The following is a 19,867-nucleotide window of genomic DNA, read 5'->3' on the forward strand; positions in this document are numbered from 1 at the left end:
TATGAAGTAGCCTATTTTTCCACTAATCCCTAACTACTAATACCTAATCCCTAACTACTAAAACCCATCTTGAAATTCCGACAAGGTCGGAAACTGCTGTAAGCAGAAATAGTGAGCTGTAAAAACAGTATTACAAACCAAAATCAAGTAGGCTACTTCTAAATCCAGTTATAAAGAAAAATCATAAAGCACTAAAGCGAACGGTACGTTGTAATTTCCTCTTACAGCAAAAGGCTTTTTTGGTTCTTTTTTAGCCATTAAAAAAGAATAGTAACTACAATGACTACCCTTCGAGCCTGTACTGAGCCCAGCCGAAATGTCATTGCGAGAAGCGTAGCGACGTAGCAACCTGTTAGTTATTAACGCAATTACGCTTTTGTCATTCCGTGCTTGACACGGAATCTAGTATTGAGTTTATAGCTTTATTCTCTATTTCTTTACGTTCATTTTTGAAGACCAAAACCCTTCGACTGTGCTCAGGACAGGCTACCCAAAAAATCAAAACAATTTATAGGAAGTTGCTCAAGCACCATTCGCTAATAATTGATTATTTAATAACATATTAATGGTCTGGTATTTCAATTCTTCATACATTTCCCAATTATATTCCGAGCTCATTACTTCTTAAAATTGTTGGTTTTCCGACGGTGTCGGAATTGCAAGTACGATGCTATTTTGACAATCTAAATTATAGTGTCATTGCGAGAAGCATAGCGACGTGGCAATCTAGATGTCTAATTATCTAAAAGTCTAATAATCCAATCACTAACCACTAAAATCATCTTGAAATTCCGACACAGTCGGAAACCGCTGTAAGCAGAAATAGTGAGCTGTAAAAACAGCATTACAAACCAAAATCAAGTAGGCAACCACTAAATCCAGTTATAAAGAAAAATCACAAAACACTAAAGCGAACGGTACGCTGTAATTTCCTCTTACAGCGAAGCACTTTTTGGTTCATTTTTGGTGCTTCAAAAATGAACATACAAAATCTCACTTCGACTATCTAAATTATATATCAAGAAACCTTTCCATTCATTTTTTTCTTGATAAAAAAACGAATCAAAAAAATCAAAACAATTTATAGGAAGTTGCTTAAGCACCATTCGCTAATAATTGATTATTTAATAACATATTAGAGTCTGGTGTTTCAATCCTTCATACATATCCCAATTATATCCCTAGCTCATTACTTCTTAAAATTGTTGGTTTTCCGACGATGTCGGAATCGCAAGTACGATGCTATTTTTATAATTTATCTATGAAGCGTCATTGCGAGAAGGGTAGCGACGCAGCAATCTAACAATCTAATTATCTAAAAGTCTAATAATCTGACTACTGACTACTCTTTTGTCATTCCATACCCATCTACCAATAGGAAGCTTTGATACAGAATTCAATCCTCTAAAAAGCAAAAATCCAGTACCGTAGTACTGGATTTTTTCAAATAGAATTATTAAAAGTATCCGACAATTCTAAGGTTTACATTAATCTTTTACCTTTTTATTGAATGTATAATTAACCCCAAACATGGCCATAGACGTCGTCATGTCATAAGATACTGATGTACCAGGCAACTCACCCAATGGATTATTTGGAGTAATCGCTCTTGGATCTAAAATTTGTCCTTCCGTACTACCATTGCTATCACCATAATGATACACAGCATCGAGTCTCCAGTTATCATTAATCTCATAACTCAATCCAAATTGGTAGGCGTTTTTGATAATGGCGGTTGCTGGTGTTGAGAAAAATGTTAAGTCTTCATCTATAGGATTGCCGCTGTAAGTGTATCCAATACGCATTGGCAACTTATTAAGACCTTTATATTGAAAACCAACGGAAAGAATGGAAATATCTTGCCATCCAAAGCCTTTGACAGCTCCGGTAGGAAAACCATTATCTCCAATCTCCCAGCCACTAGCTTCAAAACCTTCAGTATTTTCATAAAATACACGTCTAAAGTCTAAAGCAAAGTCAAAATTAGTACATGAATAGCCCAACCCTAGCGACATAATCGCAGGATAATCCATCTGAAATTCTACATCTGTTGCATCTGTACCATCGAGATATTTGTTATCAAATTCAAAAGCTCCAAATGTTTGATTGGTTTTGTAGGAAGCCCCAAGTTTTAAACCAGAACTTGAATCGTAAAATATACCTAACTGTGCACCAAAGCCAAAGGCTGGTGTACTATCAGCTTTTGGGTAGCCCTTACCTGTGCCTCCCATTGATGCTGGGAAATCTGGTGACGCTATTGGGTTAGGATTTAATTCTAATGCGGCATAGTTAAAATTAGGTTGTATACCTATAGATAGTTTATCGTTAAGCTCATAAGCATACGTACCACTAACTTGCAACAACATGTAGTCGGACTCAATATGCCCAAATCCATTAAGGCCTTGAGGCCAGTTAAGAGGATTTGAATTGTTTGGATTCCAATCCATATTCGGATTACCGCTCATATCCATTGGTAAATTGGTTTCTTGTGGAAACGTGACACCAAAACCACTAATACCAAATGCCGATACACCAAAGGTGTGTTTGCTGTTTGCATTGCCCCAAACCATGCCGATAGCAGGCATATAAGACATACCTCTATCGTCTTTAGTGGTACCAAATACAGGAGGTGATGCTGGTGAACCAGGACCAAAGTCACCTGCTTGGTACAACATACCTGCTGGTAAGCTTGAACTTAATTCTGGTGATGAAAAGAAAAAGCCCAAATCGAACTTTAATATGTTATCATCAAAAGCAGATATGGCTGCTGGATTCCAATGCATAGCACCAGAAATGTCTAATGGTTGTGCCGTTGCAGCTCCACCCATAGACATATTTACAGATCCAACGCCTTGCATGATATGACCCGTTTGGGCATATATGCCGAGCGAAAAGAGTAATACAATGAGTTTAATAAATGATGTTTTCATAATGAGAAAGTTTTAAACATTCTGCGAATAAAATGGCTTTAGAATATATCGTTTTATCGCATTATCGAATTTTGGTTAGCACTTAGCCACTAACAAAAATAAAAGGCAAATACGTGAAGATGTATGACAAAAGTCATAGATAAGTTTTAGAAAAACCAGTTGTTGCAAACCCCTTTAAAAACAAGTCTTTCGAGATTATTTTCTTGTGTAACATTTGTTACAATAGCACATGACAATTGTCATACTCAATTTTGAGCTATCACAGTAACTTTACCAATAGAAATCAGAAGATGATTGAACACATAACCAAAATTAAAGTCCGATGAAAAATTTAGTGATTTTAGGAGCTGGTACTGCAGGTACAATGATGGCAAACCATCTGGTAAAAAAACTCCCTAAAAAGGAATGGCAAATTACCATTATAGACCAATATAAAACACATTATTACCAACCTGGGTTTTTGTTTTTACCTTTTGATACTTATACAGAAGATCAGGTAAAAAAGGTGGGCAAAAAATTTATCCCTAAGGGTGTAAACTACATTCAGAAAAAGATAGAACTCATTGTTCCTGATGACAATAAGGTAGTTCTGGAAAATGATGATAACATTAACTATGATATTCTTATCGTAGCTACAGGATCTAAAATTGCACCTGATGAAACCGACGGGTTATTAGGACCATTATGGCGAAAGGATATTTTTGACTTTTATACTTATGAAGGTGCCAAAGCCCTTAGAGAAAAACTACGTACATGGGAAGGTGGTAAATTGGTAGTACATATTACTGAGATGCCTATAAAGTGTCCTGTTGCTCCTTTAGAGTTTGCATTTTTGGCAGATTCTTTCTTTAAGAATAAAGGTATGCGAGATAAAGTGGATATTACATACGTAACTCCATTAGATGGTGCTTTTACTAAACCTTCATGTACTAAGGCATTAAACTACTTATTAAAAGAGAAAAATATTAAGATAGAGACGGATTTTGCTATAATGGAAGTGGATAATGAAAGGAAAGCAATTGTCGATTATGTAGATAAGGAAATTCCATTTGATTTACTAGTCACTGTACCAACAAATATGGGTGATGAAGTTATAGAACGCTCTGGAATGGGAGATGATTTAAACTTTATACCAACACATAAACATACATTGCAATCTAAGGCACATGAAAACATATTTGTTATTGGCGACGCTACTAATGTCCCTGCATCTAAAGCAGGTTCTGTAGCCCATTTTCAGGCAGAAACACTTACAGATAACATTATGTTATATCTGCAAGGCCAAAGTTTAAAAGAAGAATTCGATGGTCATGCCAATTGTTTTATTGAAACAGGTGATAATAAAGCCTTATTAATTGATTTTAATTATGAACAAGAACCCGTACATGGGACATTCCCATTTGCCACGTTTGGGCCTCTTAAATTACTAAAAGAAAGTGTCTTTAACCATTGGGGAAAATTAGCATTTAGATGGATCTATTGGAATATGCTACTCAAAGGCATTCCTATTCCATTTGTTGGTAGAAATATGTCTACCAAAGGCAAAAAAATCGAAGCATAACACTAATATAAAAACCTTTAAAATTTTAAAATCATGAAAAAATTAATTGCAAATAGAGAAATCGATGTTAACGAAGAAGGGTATTTAACGGATTTTAACCAATGGAATCGTGAAGTTTGTGAATGTATTGCAGGCGAATGTAATGTGGTAATGACCCAAAAACATTGGGAGGTCATTGAATACTTACAAGACAAACACCATAAAGAAGAACCACTATCAATTAGAGGAATCAAAAAAAGTGGTGTGATAAACATCAAGGAATTCTATAACCTGTTTCCTGGTGGTCCTTTAAAAGTATCGACTAAAATCGCTGGAATTCCTAAACCAAAGAGCTGTATTTAAAGCGCATTATTAACCTCATTAAAACACATCATCATGGGCACAAAAGTTAAAAAAATGCTTTTCATTTTATCTAAAGCAACGATTGAGAATGTTTACGCAGCCTTTGTAATGGCAAACGGAGCACGTATGGAAGGCATAGAATCTGAAATATTCTTTACATTCTTCGGTTTAGAAGCCATACAAAAGAAAAAATTAGATAACCTCCATGTAGCTACCGTAGGGAATCCTGCAATGCACATACCAACAATGTTAGGTGGTTTACCAGGTGTTGAAGCCTTGGCAACCAAAATGATGAAAAAAGAAATGGAAAAACTAGATATGCCTCCTGTAGGCGAATTTTTAGAAATCCTTTCAGATTCTGGTTGTAAACTTTGGGGTTGTAAACTCGCTGTTGAAATGTTCCACCTTAAAGAGGAAGACTTTATTGATGAGCTAGATGGCATCATTACGATTGGTGATTTTTACAGTCGTGCTAATGAGGAAGGCACACACCTTCTGTTTATATAAACTAAAACATTACAATACGTTGTAATTAAGTTTTGACGTTTGGGTAATTGCGGTATATGTTTTCTTAACCGATAATATATACCGCAATCCTTTTAGCGTTTCCGACGATGTCCAAATCATAAGTACGACGATATTTTGATTATTAAGTTTGAAGTATTATTGCGAGAAGCGTAGCGACGCGGCAATCTGTTTATTATTACCTTAATTATTTTTTGTCATTCCGTGCTTGACACGGAATCTAGTATTCAATTTATAGCTTTGTCCTCTATGTCTTTCTTTACGTTCATTTTTGAAAACCAAAATCAAACCAAAAAGTCTTTCTACTGTCGATACGTATTTTGCCAATGCAGTTGAAGCGTGACTAAGAGTGAGGAACGAACGAAGCAATCTAAAAGTCTAACAATCTAACCGTCTAACCATCTAACCATCTAACCATCTAAAAGTCTAATAGTCTATAAACCTACTTCTTCCGACTACGATCCTTATTACAACGTCTGCAACGCGACAAATACGTCATAGACAACTCGTATACACCATCGGTGCGTCCAATATTTGAGGTATTCTTATCATAGGAAAAGCCAAATCGAAAGGTATCATACTCAAAGCCTACAAAGGCATTAACCGATGTTAATAGATGTGCGTTACCATCATTACGTGCAGGATTGGTAGCTGCTGTTAGTCCTAGCAAAATAGCATCGAGCTGAAATATAGTACCAACATCTAGACGATTATAAGGACCTTGCACCATGAGGTTGGTGGTCATCATAATGGTATTATCATGTAAAAACGGAAAACGAACATTACCATGAAAGGAATAAAAAATATCAAGCGGTAACTTTTCACCTTCAACAATAGAAATATTAGGACGATTAAGGTGTCGTACCGAACCACCTATCCAATAGCTGATATCATTAAAGGTTTGGCGTTCAACAATAAAACCAGCATTAATATCTAAAAAGTAAATACTATTTAATCGGCTCGCTAGTGGATCAACCGATACTGGATTGATAAATCCTGAATTAATATTAATCTGATCGGCTAAGGTGAGATTCCTAAAACGGTTGCTCTTATTTCCTACTCCAACTTCTACTGCTGGTCTAAAATACCAACCATTATTCAAATTAATACGATGCGCATAATTAAGATTGACTTGAGCGTAATTATAATTATTAAACGATTCGTACTGCCAAACGGCATTCAAACCAATTCCAAAGCCGAGACTAGGACCATAATCATACGACTTATTCACATAGGCATACTGTGTGTGAATTTGCAAATCGAGATTAGGCCATTGCACACGGCTCAAAATACCAGCTGCAATACGGTCGTTATCCTCAAAACCAGAAAAGGCAGGATTTAACGTTTCTTGTATATAATTAGACTGTGTAAAAACTGGATCTTGAGCGCTAACGGTCCAACAGCATATAAGTATAATTAAGGTAAATATGGGTCTTAAAGTCATAAGGTTTATTTTATAAATACAAAGGCGCCTTGGGCTGTGATGGTTTTACCGTAAAAGGTTTTAGCACTAAAGGTGTAATAGTAATTGCCGTTTTCAGCAACCTCATCATTAATCTTCCCGTCCCAACCCGTAAAATTAGCATCGTCTTCAGTGTAAATCAGACTGCCCCAAGTATCGTAAATATTTAATTCTAAACTATTGAGCCCTTCATATACTGGCCCAAAGAAATCATTAATACCATCCTCGTTTGGTGTAAAGGCATCTGGCATTATCAATTTATAACCTTTTTCTACATACAAAGTAATGACACGCTCATACACACAACCAAAAGGATACGTCACGGTTTGTGTAACCACATATGAACCTACAGCACTGTAGGTATGGGTTGGGTTTTCCTCTCCAGAAAAACTACCATCACCAAAGTCCCATAAAACGCTGAGATAATCACCAGTAGCCAAATTGGTAAAGCTAATAGGATCTGAAATTGAGTAGATACCAAAATTGCTAAACCCAAAAGAAGACACCTCAAAATCTGGATCACCAAGCACAGGAATATCCACATTAAGACTATAATTGGTCGTACAACCTTGTGCGTCCGTGACTTCAAGCAGCACCAAACCATCGGCATCGGTAGTCATGAGTTCGTTATTAGCACCACTCACAGTACCACTAGACCAGTTATAGGTAAATGGTGGTACTCCACCACTGGCCATAGCCACAAAGGTTTGGTTCACGGTTTTGGTATCACAATCTACTTCAGATTGGGTATCCACATCCAAAGTCAAAGGCTCAAAACGGTTAACATCCCAGCTACCTTCGATGCTACAAGCATTAGCATCTGTTACCGTAACCACATAAGTATTTGGTGGTATAGCTGCTAAATCTTCCGTAGTAGCACCATTAGACCAAGATACCGAGAATGGTGGTGTACCGCCTTGAATTAATAGGTTGATAGCACCACTGTTGGGATCATCACAATCTAAAGCATCAGTAACATTGGCAGACAATTGTAAGGGTAAGACATTAAAAATGGTAAAACTTTCCTGAATCACACAAGGAGTACCATCAGTAATAGTAACACTATAGGTGCCTGGCGCTAAATTATTACGCTCTACTCCTGCAGAAGCATCATCGTCCCAAACCACAGTAATAGGGTCTAAACCTCCTTGAAAATTAAGTACAATACTGGCATCATCTTCTCCAGCACAGGATATCTGTGTCACTACAGGGTCGATAAGAAAAATTGGCGCTTCATCAATAACAATTGGGAAGGCACGCACACAATCCTCAGCATCAGTAATGGTAATGGTGTACGTGCCTGCGGAAAGGTTGGTCTGACTCATACCTGTACCAAAATTACTCCAAGCCACATCATAAGGCGCTACACCTCCTGAAATATTATTAATGGTTATAGACGCATCATTGTCGCCATAGCACTCTAACTCAGTAGTGGTGACATCGATAGTGATTTGATCATTCTGAATAATCGTAACACTTAACGTATCTGTACAATCAGAACTATCGGTTACAGTTAATTCATAAGGACCTGCAAACAAATCTGTGATGTTGGGTGACGTACTGGTAAAACCATTGGGTCCTATCCAACTATAAGTATAATCTGGTCGACCACCAACGGTTGAAACCTCAATAGCTCCCGTAGCATCACCAAAACAAATGACATTCGTCTGACTTTGTAAAGTCACATCCAATAATGGCGGTTCTTCAATTACAAAAGTTGAACTGATTGGTCCACAATTATTGGCATCGGTTACCGTAATAGCATACGTACCAGTTTCTAAACCGCTTAAATCTTCATCATTAGAAAATGGATTGCCATTGCGTGTCCAGTTATATACATAAGGTTCAGTACCTCCGTTGATGTCAATACTAATCTCGCCATCATTGGCACCAAAACAAGATATGGTTTCTGGATCGAAATTAACGGCACTAAAAACAAGTTCATCAGGTTCGGTAATCGTAAAGCTTTCATTATACGGACAACCACCATCATCCAAAATATCTAAAGTATATGTTCCTGCTTCCAAGTTTGAAATGCTTGTTGCAGTACTAGCAAAACCGTTTGGGCCAGTCCAACTCACTTGATAGGGATTCCCTGAAGTAAAAGGCACTCCACCCGTAATGGTAATTGCAATAGAAGCATCATCTGAATTGAAACAACTATTGTTAAACACTGTTGAAGCCACCGAAATTGAAGGGTTAACTGTTACCACAACTTCAAAATCAGCACCAATACAACCATTGGCATCTGGTGTAACCGTATACGTCACTGTTGCTGGATTAACCGTCGTGTTTTCTAAAAATTGAGAAATAGTTGCACTTGCTGTGGGTTGTGCTGATGCACCTGTAATACTACCAGCAGGATTTACCACAGGATCAGACCAGGTGTACGTCGTCCCCAACGGAACCACATTACTGGCAATAGTTTCTGGTACAAATTCAAACGTATTGCCACTACAGATTAAGACAGATCCATCAGCTATACTTGGAGTATTATTCACAATAATTTCAGCAACATTGGAAATAATTTCAGAACAGCCTCCTGTGTTAAACGTAATGATAACATAGTAATAGGTTGTACCCACAGTATCTACTACAGGCTGATATGTATCTGTTGTTGCTCCAGCAATGGCTGTACCTGTTGTCGTATCATTTACGGTATTCTCATACCATTGGTAACTCGGTGTACCTGTGCCATTAGTGTAAGCCACACTCAACGCTGCTGTGGTATCTCCTAAACACAACTCATCAGAAAGCGGTTGCGTCGTAAACTGAGCAGCTGCAGTGACCTCAACTGTGGCGACTGAACTCGTCACCTCACAACCTGACACATCTTGGGTTACAATACAGTAATAGTAAAATGTACCCACCACATCTGAAGGTGGTGTATATGTCGCTGCTGTCGCACCTGCGATAGGTGTGCCTGTCGTTGTATCATTTACGGTGTTGATATACCATTGGTAAGAAATAGTCCCTAATCCACCAGACACTTGAACGTCTAAAGGATTGACATTGGTATTCTGACAAACACTTTGCATTCCAAAATCTGGACTCGTAATGTCTGGATCATCAACCACAATAACCTCAGCAACAGCACTCACTAACCCTGAACATCCACTACCTGTGAAACTCACCTCAACATAGTAATAAAATGTTCCTGCAGTTGTAAAAACAGGTGGTGTATAGCTGGCCGCTGTAGCACCTGCTATCGCAGTGCCTCCTGTATTGGTATTAGCTGTATTACTGAACCATTGGTAACTTACCGTTCCCGCACCTCCAGTGATACTGACCGAAAGTTCATCTGAGGAACCTCCAATACAAATGGATTGTGTAGCTATAGGCTCGGTATCGATTTGCGCAACAGCTTCTACTGTAATTTCAGCTGTATCGGAAATAATTTCGTTACAATCTCCTGTTGTAAACGTAATAATCACATAATAGTATAAGGTACCAATACTATCTGTTGGTGGTATGTATGTTGCCGATGTCGCACCAGCTATAGCGGTACCTGTAGTAGTGTCATTTACGGTATTCACATACCACTGGTAATTTGGTGTGCCTGTACCTTGATAACTCACGCTTAAATCATTTGGTATACCGTTAAGACAAATAGTCTCGGGTTGTGGCTGTACATCAATAAAAGGAGCTGGCTCTACAGTTATTGTAAAATTTACGGATGGACCAACACAACCATTAATATCTGGTGTTACCGTATATATTAAATCTATGGGTGTACCTAAGGTATTGATAAGCGTTTGTGCCGGAATAGTATCTCCGGTTCCATTTGGAATAAAGCCTGTAAGACCTGCTGGATTGTTAGACGTCCATGTATAAGTCGTATTCACATTATCTGACGTAAGCACTATGGCACTACTGTCATTACCAGAGCACAACGTTTGATCAAAATCGGTATTGGTTAGCGTTGGGCTTTCATTGACTGAAAAATCTTCGGTGACCGAAGCAGTACCACAAGCGTTGGTAATGCTAAACGTTACTGTATAGTTTCCTGGTGTCGTGTAGCTAATCGTTCCTGGATCTAAGAGATTAGATGTTGCAGGTGTACCACCAGGAAAAGACCAACTATAGGTTATTGTGTCTGTAGTTGGTGCACAGGTAGTCACCATAGCTGAAGGATTAAAACTAGCAGTACCACAGGCATCAGCGATAGGATCTATACTAGCTACTGGTGGACGCTTTACATTGATTTGCTGAGTGGTTGTAAAATCACCGCACGTATTGGTAATCGTCATGCTTATAATATAGATACCTGCATTTAAAAATTGAAACGATGGATTTTCAGAGGTCTCATCTGTATTATTTGTAAAACCCCAAGATGCTGATGTACCGCAAAAGTCAGAAGCATATGTCACCTCCCATAAATATGTTTCTCCACCACAAGACTGCGATAAGTCAGTAGTATTAGTTGCTACAACATCAAAAGGAATACAGCCATCATTACTATCTAAAGAAAAATCTGCAACCAAATCTGGCTCTATGCAAATGGTCTTAACCACAGGCTCGGATATACCACAAAAGTTTTCTTCTGTTAAAGTCACTGTATAAGTACCAGGCGATGTATAAGTATGTATTGGATTTTCTAAATTGGAAGTATTACCATCACCAAAATCCCAATTATGTGCTGCTTGTGTGACACAATTGGGTCCAAAACCTCCTTCGGTAAGGTTGGTAAATTGTACTGGTGTATTGACACAACTCGGACTCTCAAATTCAAAATCTACCTCAGGTTGCGCCAAAATAATGATGGGTCCTGCCGTTAATACGGTCTCTCCACAAGAGGTAGCAATGATTAAGGTTATGGTATAATTCGGATTTGGACAATTCGATTCGGTATATTCATGTGGAATTGGAAAAGGATCCGCCAATTCCGGATTATTAGGATCGTAATTAGCTACAGCAGCTATTAAATCATCTTGCGTATATGTTGCCTGTGTACCATCACCATAATCTACAAAATAAGTCGTATCGGGAGGATTTGGTCCCCAAGAACCAATGGCGAATGCAAGCTCATTAGCTGGTAAACATAAATTCACCGTGTTACCTGGACTTATAATAGCACCTATAGGATTACTTGAATTTTTAACCAAAATGGTTTCTGTGGCATTACACCCACTATCACCATAACCAGTAATCACCATATTGAAGGATCCCAAATTAGCATAGGTATGCGATAAAGGAAATGTAACGTTAGTTTCCGATGTACCATCTCCCCAATCGATATCATAAGATGTAATACAAGCTGTGGATGTTGAAGTATTACCAACATTAATAGTATATGCAGGATCCACAGTATTATTACCACAATTATCAAAAGGTGGAGTAAATTGTGCATCTAAATCTTCAAAACTTAAATCTGGACGCTGTTCCACATTCACGGTTTCTGAAACGGAAGCAGTACAACCATTGGCATCCGTAACGTCTAATGTTGCTGTATAGTTTGAAAACCCACAACCAAAAGCATCGTAGATATGTAAAGGATCTTCATCGGTTGAAGTAGTACCGTCACCAAAAGACCAACTGTATGTAAAAGGCCCATTACCTGATGCTGTGGCATTAAAATTGACACCATCTGCAGAACAATCTCCATTATTAAAAGTAAAACTAACAGTTGGTGGATTAGCAACAGTAACAGTTGCAGTATCATTAATAGTTTCCGTATCGTTATTAGCGTCTGTCACGGAAATTAATTCATAGATGTATGTGCCTGCTAAATTTGTATTTACAGGTAAGGTCGCAGAATCATTTGTGCCTGTTGTAGTAATCGTCTGATTAGCACCACCATTTAAAGTGTAGGTAAAAGTATAAGGCACATCACCATCAGAACCGGTAAACGTAATTATAGGTTGCGGTGTCTCATTTAGGCAAACTGTGGTCGTACCAGAAATACTTGCCGAAGGAGGTAATACTACTTTAGATTTGGGCTGATCCGTTATAAAAACATTAGATATATTATAAGCGGCAGCGATACCTATACATAAATAAAAAAGCAATGCAAAGGCATGGCGTTTATGATATCTCATAATTGATTAATAGCTAATTATCAAAGGTTAAAATAGAAAAAAATACATAGCATGAAATATCTAAACCGTTATTTTTCGTTTAGATAACTATAATTTCTTTAAACGGTAACACTTTAATGCTAAATTAGTTATAAGCTTAGTATAAAACCATACCCAATAAAAGGGATATCTAAATTTAGAATTGCTTACAATTTTACAGATGGGCTAACAAGGATATAATTTTGGCCTATCTCGGGTCTAAGTCGGGTTTAATTCGGGTAAAACATCGTTTTTTCTTACAGAAAAACATTGTCTTTCTTGGACATTTAGCCTTTATATACTCACCATAACTAGGTATAAAGAAAAGTTTGATAAATAATACGTTTTGAATTCGTTTATCGATTAAATATACCTAACATCGTGATTATTAGGTGCAAACAACTGATTTACTGACCTTTAAATACATCTCCTTCCTTTCCTTACTTTATATTAATTCTTTAATTCACCAACCGATGAAAAACAATGTCTTGCTATTATTTTGTTTACTTTTTACGCATTTTACTTACAGTCAAACTTTGATCCCTGATCCAAATTTCGAACAAGCACTACTAAATCAAGGAATCGATAGTGACGGTGTTCTTAATGGACAAGTGCCAACTTCTGATATTAATACACTTAGTTTTTTAGATGTAAGTAGCCAAGGAATTAACGATTTAACAGGAATTGAAGATTTTGAAGATTTATTCTTTTTAGATTGTTCTGACAATAACTTAACCAGTATAGATTTAAGTAATCTTGGATTATTGATGGGTTTAGACTGTTTTGACAACAATTTAACAGCCTTGGATCTGAGTGCAAACAACTCTCTTGAAACTATTTACTGCCAAAATAACCAATTAACAAGTCTAACATTGGGCACAAATTTCGGCTTTGAAGACCTAGTATTAAATTGTAGCAATAATTTATTAACCTCATTAGACTTAAGTACTTACTTAATCGTGTATGAGATTAATTGCTCATTCAATATGTTAACAACCTTAGACCTATCAAATAATATTGATACAGATACAGTTATTGTTAACGATAACAATCTATCATCCTTAATATTAAACAATAGTCCTTTCGCTAATCAGAATATTAGTAATGCAAATTTTAATACAACCAACAACCCAGACCTCTGCTGTATTGAAGTTGAAAATGTGGCTTGGAGCACTGCCAATTGGACCAACATAGACCCACAAACAAGATTCACTTTAGACTGTACTATGACTCAAATACCTGATAATAATTTTGAGCAATCCCTAATTACCCAAGGTATAGATAGTGATGGTACAATTAACGGAAAGGTTTTAACTAGCGACATTAGTTCACTTTCATTTTTAGATGTTAGTAATGAAAGTATAAGTGATTTAACAGGTATTGAAGATTTTACAAGTCTTTTTGTTTTAGACTGTTCTGATAATAACTTAACCACCTTAGATATAAGTAGCCTCGGTGGATTAGAAGTGCTAGATTGTTCTTATAACAATATACTTAGTCTAGACTTAACTAGCTTAAATTCTCTAGAAAATATAGACTGTAATGATAATCAATTAACTAATTTAACATTAGGTACAAATTTTGGTAGTTCTGACTTAAAACTAAACTGTAGTAACAACTTATTGACTTCTTTAGACTTAAGTACTTATTTAATTTTAGAAAGTATTGATTGTTCTTTTAATATGCTAACTACTTTAGATTTATCTAGCAATATAGATACGTTTCTGGTTTTAGCAAACAATAATGATTTATCATCTCTTATACTAAACAATAGTCCTTTTGCTAATCAAAATATCAGTACAGCTAATTTTGATATTACCTCAAATCCAAATTTATTTTGCGTAGAAGTAGAAGATGTAACCTGGAGTGACACCAATTGGACAAACAAAGATCCACAAACCAGTTTTAGTACAGATTGTAGTAGTTTTGCATACAATTGCGTTACTCTTGAAGATGCTAATGGATTTGTAGGTGTGCAATCTAATTTTGAAGTTGTACTAGATAATACGGATATTATAAAAGGGTTTCAGTTTGATATAACATTCCCAGCCGATTTTATCTTTAATCCTGTTGATATTACCAACATAGGAATTCCTGTGAGTTTTAATATCTCTTGTGCAAATGTTGGCGGAAACACTTATAGAGTAATAGGTTTTTCCTTATCAACCGACACTATACCTGTAGGTAATGTAGCTATTTTATCATTTCCAACATTGGTTGGAGCGACTGTGACACCCGGCACATACACAATTCCCATAACTAACGTAACATTGTCTGATGTAAGCAATACTGATGTTACAACATCATGTCCATTAGATGGGTCCATAACTGTAATAAACAGTCCACCTGGAGATGCCAATGGAGATCAGATGGTTAATGTTTTAGATATCCTAAGTACTGTAGATTACATTTTTGGAAACCCACCAACTGTTTTCTATTATGATCTTGTAGACCTTAATGCTGATGATACCATCAATATCTTAGATGTTTTAGCAATTCAAGATATTATATTAGGCTCTAGACCAAGCATAGAAAATAATTCTAGCTTGCTTGGAGGGAATAACTATTTAACCTTGAACAATGGTGCATTTGCCTCAAACACATCCCAGACATTATCAATTGATTTGTATAATGACAATATTGTAAAAGGCGCACAGTTTGATTTTGTTTTACCAACTGGATTTACTTTTAATCCTACAAGTATCGGAATGACACCTCGTCTTAACGGCTTTACAGTGACTGCTCAAGAGATAGCGCCACAAACTTATAGAGTCCTTATATTTTCATTAACAAATGCATTAGTATCCGCAGGCACTGGAAATATTCTAGATCTGCCTATTTTTATTGAGTCTTCTACTGTAAATACTACCTACCCCATCGCATTTACTGGAGTGGTAATCTCAGACGAAAATAATGTTGATGTTTCAACTACACCGCCTACTGTAGGTGAAGTAATTATAGATGACACCCTTAGCTCAGATGATGTAGATTCATTAACGGAAATAATTTCTATATATCCTATACCAACGAGAGATATCCTTACGGTTAATTCTAGATTGTCAAGTCAATATGAAATAATTGATATAAATGGTAGATTAATAAAAAATGGGCAAATTGAAATTGGTAAAACTGAAATCAATCTTAGTTGGCTACAAAACGGCATGTATTTCATAAAAATAAACAACAAGGATTCAACATTAGTAAAAGAAATTATAAAGAATTAATGCCACTGAAAACAAACCTTGTTAGTCAGATATTGAAAGTCGGGATGATTATCCCGACTTTTCTATTTAATACCACAACATTAGTGCTCAATATATTCGAGACCAACATTATGCACATAACCTTCATATCAATTTAACATCTAAAAATTGTACCTTTGCAACTTTGCTAGAATTAAAGAAGAAGCGATAACCATCTATGAGCCATTTCGACGAGTCTATTGAAGTAAAAGGTGCACGTGTTCACAACCTAAAAAACATTGATATTACCATACCAAGAGAAAAATTGGTAGTGATTACTGGGCTTTCGGGTAGTGGTAAGTCTTCTCTAGCATTCGATACCATTTATGCTGAAGGACAGCGACGCTACATAGAAACGTTTTCTGCTTACGCAAGACAGTTCTTAGGAAGCCTAGAACGTCCAGACGTAGATAAAATAGATGGCCTCTCTCCTGTTATAGCTATAGAACAAAAAACAACTAGTAAGTCGCCACGATCCACAGTTGGTACCATAACTGAAATTTATGATTTTCTACGTCTTCTGTTTGCCAGAGCTGCTGATGCATACAGTTATGAAACCGGTGAAAAGATGGTAAGCTACAGCGATGAGCAGATTAAAGATCTTATACTAGAATCCTATAATGGCAAGCGCATTAATATCTTATCTCCTGTCATTCGTTCTCGAAAGGGACACTACCGTGAACTTTTTGAACAAATTGCTAAACAAGGCTTTGTAAAAGTACGTACCGATGGTGAGATTGTAGACCTTGAAAAAGGCATGAAACTAGATCGCTACAAAACACACGATATAGAAATCGTCATAGATCGCTTAAAGATTGATGATTCTCAAGACAACGAAAAACGTCTTATAGAATCTATCAATACTGCGATGTATCATGGTGAAGATGTATTAATGGTCATAGACCAAGATACCAATGAGCCACGTTATTTTAGCCGAAATTTGATGTGTCCATCTTCTGGAATTTCATATCCTAATCCAGAGCCTAATAACTTTTCATTTAATTCACCAAAAGGTGCCTGTCCCAACTGTAATGGTATTGGTGAGCTCTATGTGGTTAATGAAAGAAAATTAGTGCCAGATGAAAACTTATCCATAAAAAATGGTGCCTTAGCACCACATGGTCCTGAGAAAAAAAGCTGGATTTTTAAGCAGTTTCATACTATAGCACAACGTTTCGACTTTACTTTAAACGACCCTTGGAAAGACATTCCTGAGGAAGCGAAACAAATGATTTTATATGGTGGTAAAGACAAATTTGCTGTAGAAAGTAAACTACTTGGTGTGACTAGAGATTACAACATAGATTTTGAAGGTGTAGCCAGTTTTATTGAAAACCAGTATAAATCAGATTCTACATCTTTGGTACGTTGGGCTAAAGAATATATGGATAAAGTAGAATGTGATGTTTGCGAAGGGTCTCGTTTACGTAAAGAATCACTCTACTTTAAGGTTGATGGTAAAAGTATCGCTGACCTTGTAAAAATGGACGTTGTAGAATTAGCTGAATGGTTAAAAGGCTTAGAAAACAGACTTTCTGAAACGCAACGTAAAATTTCTGAAGAAATCATAAAAGAAATAAAAGCGCGTACGCAGTTTTTACTAGATGTAGGCTTAACATATTTAACTCTCAATCGCAGCTCTAAATCACTTTCTGGTGGAGAAGCTCAACGTATTCGATTGGCAACACAAATTGGTTCGCAACTTGTTGGAGTACTTTATATTTTAGATGAACCCAGTATTGGCCTTCACCAACGCGATAACGAAAAGCTAATCAATTCGTTAGAATCTCTAAGAGATGTTGGGAATTCTGTAATTGTAGTTGAGCACGATAAAGACATGATAGAACGTGCTGACCATGTCATTGATATTGGTCCTTTTGCAGGAAAGCATGGTGGTGAGATTATTAGTGAAGGTACTCCGAAAGAGCTACTATCGCATGATACTTTGACCGCTGACTATCTAAGTGGCAAAAAAGAAATTGAAATCCCAAAAGAACGACGAAAAGGTAATGGTAACAAAATTGTTCTGAAAGGCTGTACAGGTAATAACTTAAAGAATGTTGATGTAGAATTTCCATTAGGAAAAATGATTGGAGTTACTGGTGTTTCAGGAAGTGGTAAATCTACTTTAATCAATGAGACTCTCTACCCTATTTTAAATGCTCATTTCTTCAATGGAGTTAAAAAACCGATGCCATACAAAAGCATCAAAGGTTTAGAGCAAATAGATAAGGTTATAGACATTAACCAGTCGCCAATTGGCAGAACACCAAGAAGTAATCCTGCAACATACACCAAAACATTTGATGAAATACGTAAGCTATTCTCTCAAATCCCAGAAGCCATGATTCGTGGTTACAAACCAGGACGCTTTAGTTTTAATGTTGCTGGTGGTCGTTGCGAAACCTGCCAAGGTGGTGGATTGCGTGTTATAGAAATGAATTTTTTACCAGACGTATATGTAGAGTGTGAAACTTGCCAAGGTAAGCGATTCAACCGTGAAACATTAGAAATCAGATATAAAGGTAAATCTATAAGTGATGTTTTAGATATGACTATAGAAGAAGCTGTAGACTTCTTTGAACACATTCCTAAAATATATCGAAAACTAAAAACCATTAAGGATGTAGGTTTAGGTTACATTACCTTAGGACAACAAAGCACAACGCTTTCTGGTGGTGAAGCGCAACGTATTAAATTGGCGACCGAACTTAGTAAGCGCGACACAGGTAATACATTCTACATTTTAGACGAACCCACAACAGGACTTCATTTTGAAGACATTAGAGTATTAATGAAAGTTCTAAATAAACTGGTAGACAAAGGAAATACTGTTTTAATCATTGAACATAATCTAGATGTTATTAAAACTGTAGACCACATCATCGATATTGGATACGAAGGAGGAAAAGGTGGTGGACAAGTTGTAGCTAAAGGCACTCCAGAGCAAATAATAAAAGACAAAAACAGCTATACAGCAAAATTTTTGAAGAAGGAATTGAAATAACACTATATTGTGCATCAATAAACTAATAAAAAGACATCAATATATAATATGAGAAAAGAAAGCAAACACAAAGGCTGGAATGAAATAAAAACCAATGACTCATGGGCAATTTTCAAAATCATGGGAGAGTTTGTAAATGGTTATGAAAAGCTAAGTAAAATAGGACCTTGTGTCTCTATATTTGGATCTGCACGTACCAAACCAGACCATAAATATTATCAACTAGCTGTGGATGTGGCTCAAAAAATTGTTGAACACGGCTACGGTGTTATTACAGGTGGTGGACCAGGTATTATGGAAGCTGGTAATAAAGGTGCTCATATCGCAGGCGGAACCTCTGTTGGTTTAAATATAGAATTACCTTTTGAGCAGCATGATAATCCTTATATAGATAATGATAAGAGTTTAGACTTTGACTATTTCTTTGTGCGCAAGGTAATGTTTGTAAAATATTCTCAAGGCTTTGTTGTAATGCCAGGAGGTTTTGGTACGCTAGATGAACTTTTTGAAGCTATCACACTTATACAAACTCACAAAATTGAAACGTTTCCTATTATTTTAGTTGGAAAAGAATTTTGGGGCGGATTGTTTGATTGGGTAAAGACTACTTTGCTAGAAGCTGGAAATATTAGCCCTAAGGATTTAGATTTAATTCATTTGGTAGACTCATCTGATGAGGTTATAGATATCTTAAATAAATTCTATAAAGAATACGGATTAAGTCCAAACTTCTAATTTTTTC

The 19,867-nt window shown here is 36.5% G+C and carries 9 protein-coding genes; 6 read left to right on the forward strand and 3 right to left on the reverse strand.

Features of this window, described 5'->3' with window-relative positions; genetic code table 11:
• Nucleotides 1–1,487: 1,487 nt before the first annotated feature.
• Nucleotides 1,488–2,930, reverse strand: a complete 1,443-nt coding sequence (locus tag ACXAFS_RS09335; RefSeq protein ID WP_475306542.1) for an OmpP1/FadL family transporter — start codon at nucleotides 2,928–2,930, stop codon at nucleotides 1,488–1,490.
• A gap of 322 nt (nucleotides 2,931–3,252) precedes the next feature.
• Between ACXAFS_RS09335 and sqr the strand changes: the two genes are divergently transcribed.
• The 3 genes from sqr to ACXAFS_RS09350 are packed head-to-tail and all read left to right on the forward strand — an operon-like array spanning nucleotide 3,253 to nucleotide 5,340.
• Complete coding sequence (gene sqr, locus ACXAFS_RS09340; RefSeq protein WP_475306544.1) at nucleotides 3,253–4,491, forward strand: type III sulfide quinone reductase, selenoprotein subtype; 1,239 nt, start codon at nucleotides 3,253–3,255, stop codon at nucleotides 4,489–4,491.
• A gap of 33 nt (nucleotides 4,492–4,524) precedes the next feature.
• Nucleotides 4,525–4,833 (forward strand): TusE/DsrC/DsvC family sulfur relay protein, encoded by a 309-nt coding sequence (locus ACXAFS_RS09345; RefSeq protein WP_475306545.1) that lies wholly within the window; start codon nucleotides 4,525–4,527, stop codon nucleotides 4,831–4,833.
• A 33-nt stretch (nucleotides 4,834–4,866) separates the two neighbouring features.
• Nucleotides 4,867–5,340, forward strand: coding sequence for a DsrE/DsrF/DrsH-like family protein (locus ACXAFS_RS09350; RefSeq protein WP_475306546.1), 474 nt, complete (start codon nucleotides 4,867–4,869; stop codon nucleotides 5,338–5,340).
• 460 nt (nucleotides 5,341–5,800) lie between these two features.
• Here the strand turns inward: ACXAFS_RS09350 and ACXAFS_RS09355 are convergent, their stop codons facing one another.
• Both ACXAFS_RS09355 and ACXAFS_RS09360 read right to left on the reverse strand, forming a co-directional pair.
• Nucleotides 5,801–6,802, reverse strand: coding sequence for a PorP/SprF family type IX secretion system membrane protein (locus ACXAFS_RS09355; protein ID WP_475306548.1), 1,002 nt, complete (start codon nucleotides 6,800–6,802; stop codon nucleotides 5,801–5,803).
• Nucleotides 6,803–6,807: 5 nt separating this feature from the next.
• Nucleotides 6,808–12,858, reverse strand: coding sequence for a PKD domain-containing protein (locus tag ACXAFS_RS09360; RefSeq protein ID WP_475306549.1), 6,051 nt, complete (start codon nucleotides 12,856–12,858; stop codon nucleotides 6,808–6,810).
• 554 nt (nucleotides 12,859–13,412) lie between these two features.
• Here ACXAFS_RS09360 and ACXAFS_RS09365 point away from each other — a divergent pair.
• From ACXAFS_RS09365 to ACXAFS_RS09375, 3 genes are all read left to right on the forward strand, one after another.
• The gene (locus ACXAFS_RS09365) at nucleotides 13,413–16,100 is read left to right on the forward strand and encodes a T9SS type A sorting domain-containing protein (RefSeq protein ID WP_475306550.1); all 2,688 of its coding nucleotides are present in this window, start codon (nucleotides 13,413–13,415) and stop codon (nucleotides 16,098–16,100) included.
• A gap of 196 nt (nucleotides 16,101–16,296) precedes the next feature.
• Nucleotides 16,297–19,125, forward strand: a complete 2,829-nt coding sequence (gene uvrA, locus ACXAFS_RS09370; protein ID WP_475306552.1) for an excinuclease ABC subunit UvrA — start codon at nucleotides 16,297–16,299, stop codon at nucleotides 19,123–19,125.
• Between the two features lie 48 nt (nucleotides 19,126–19,173).
• Nucleotides 19,174–19,860: an LOG family protein gene (locus tag ACXAFS_RS09375; protein WP_475306553.1), complete on the forward strand. Its 687-nt coding sequence runs from the start codon at nucleotides 19,174–19,176 to the stop codon at nucleotides 19,858–19,860.
• Nucleotides 19,861–19,867 lie beyond the last annotated feature (7 nt).

The organism is Winogradskyella sp. ABM4_392 (genome assembly GCF_056160445.1).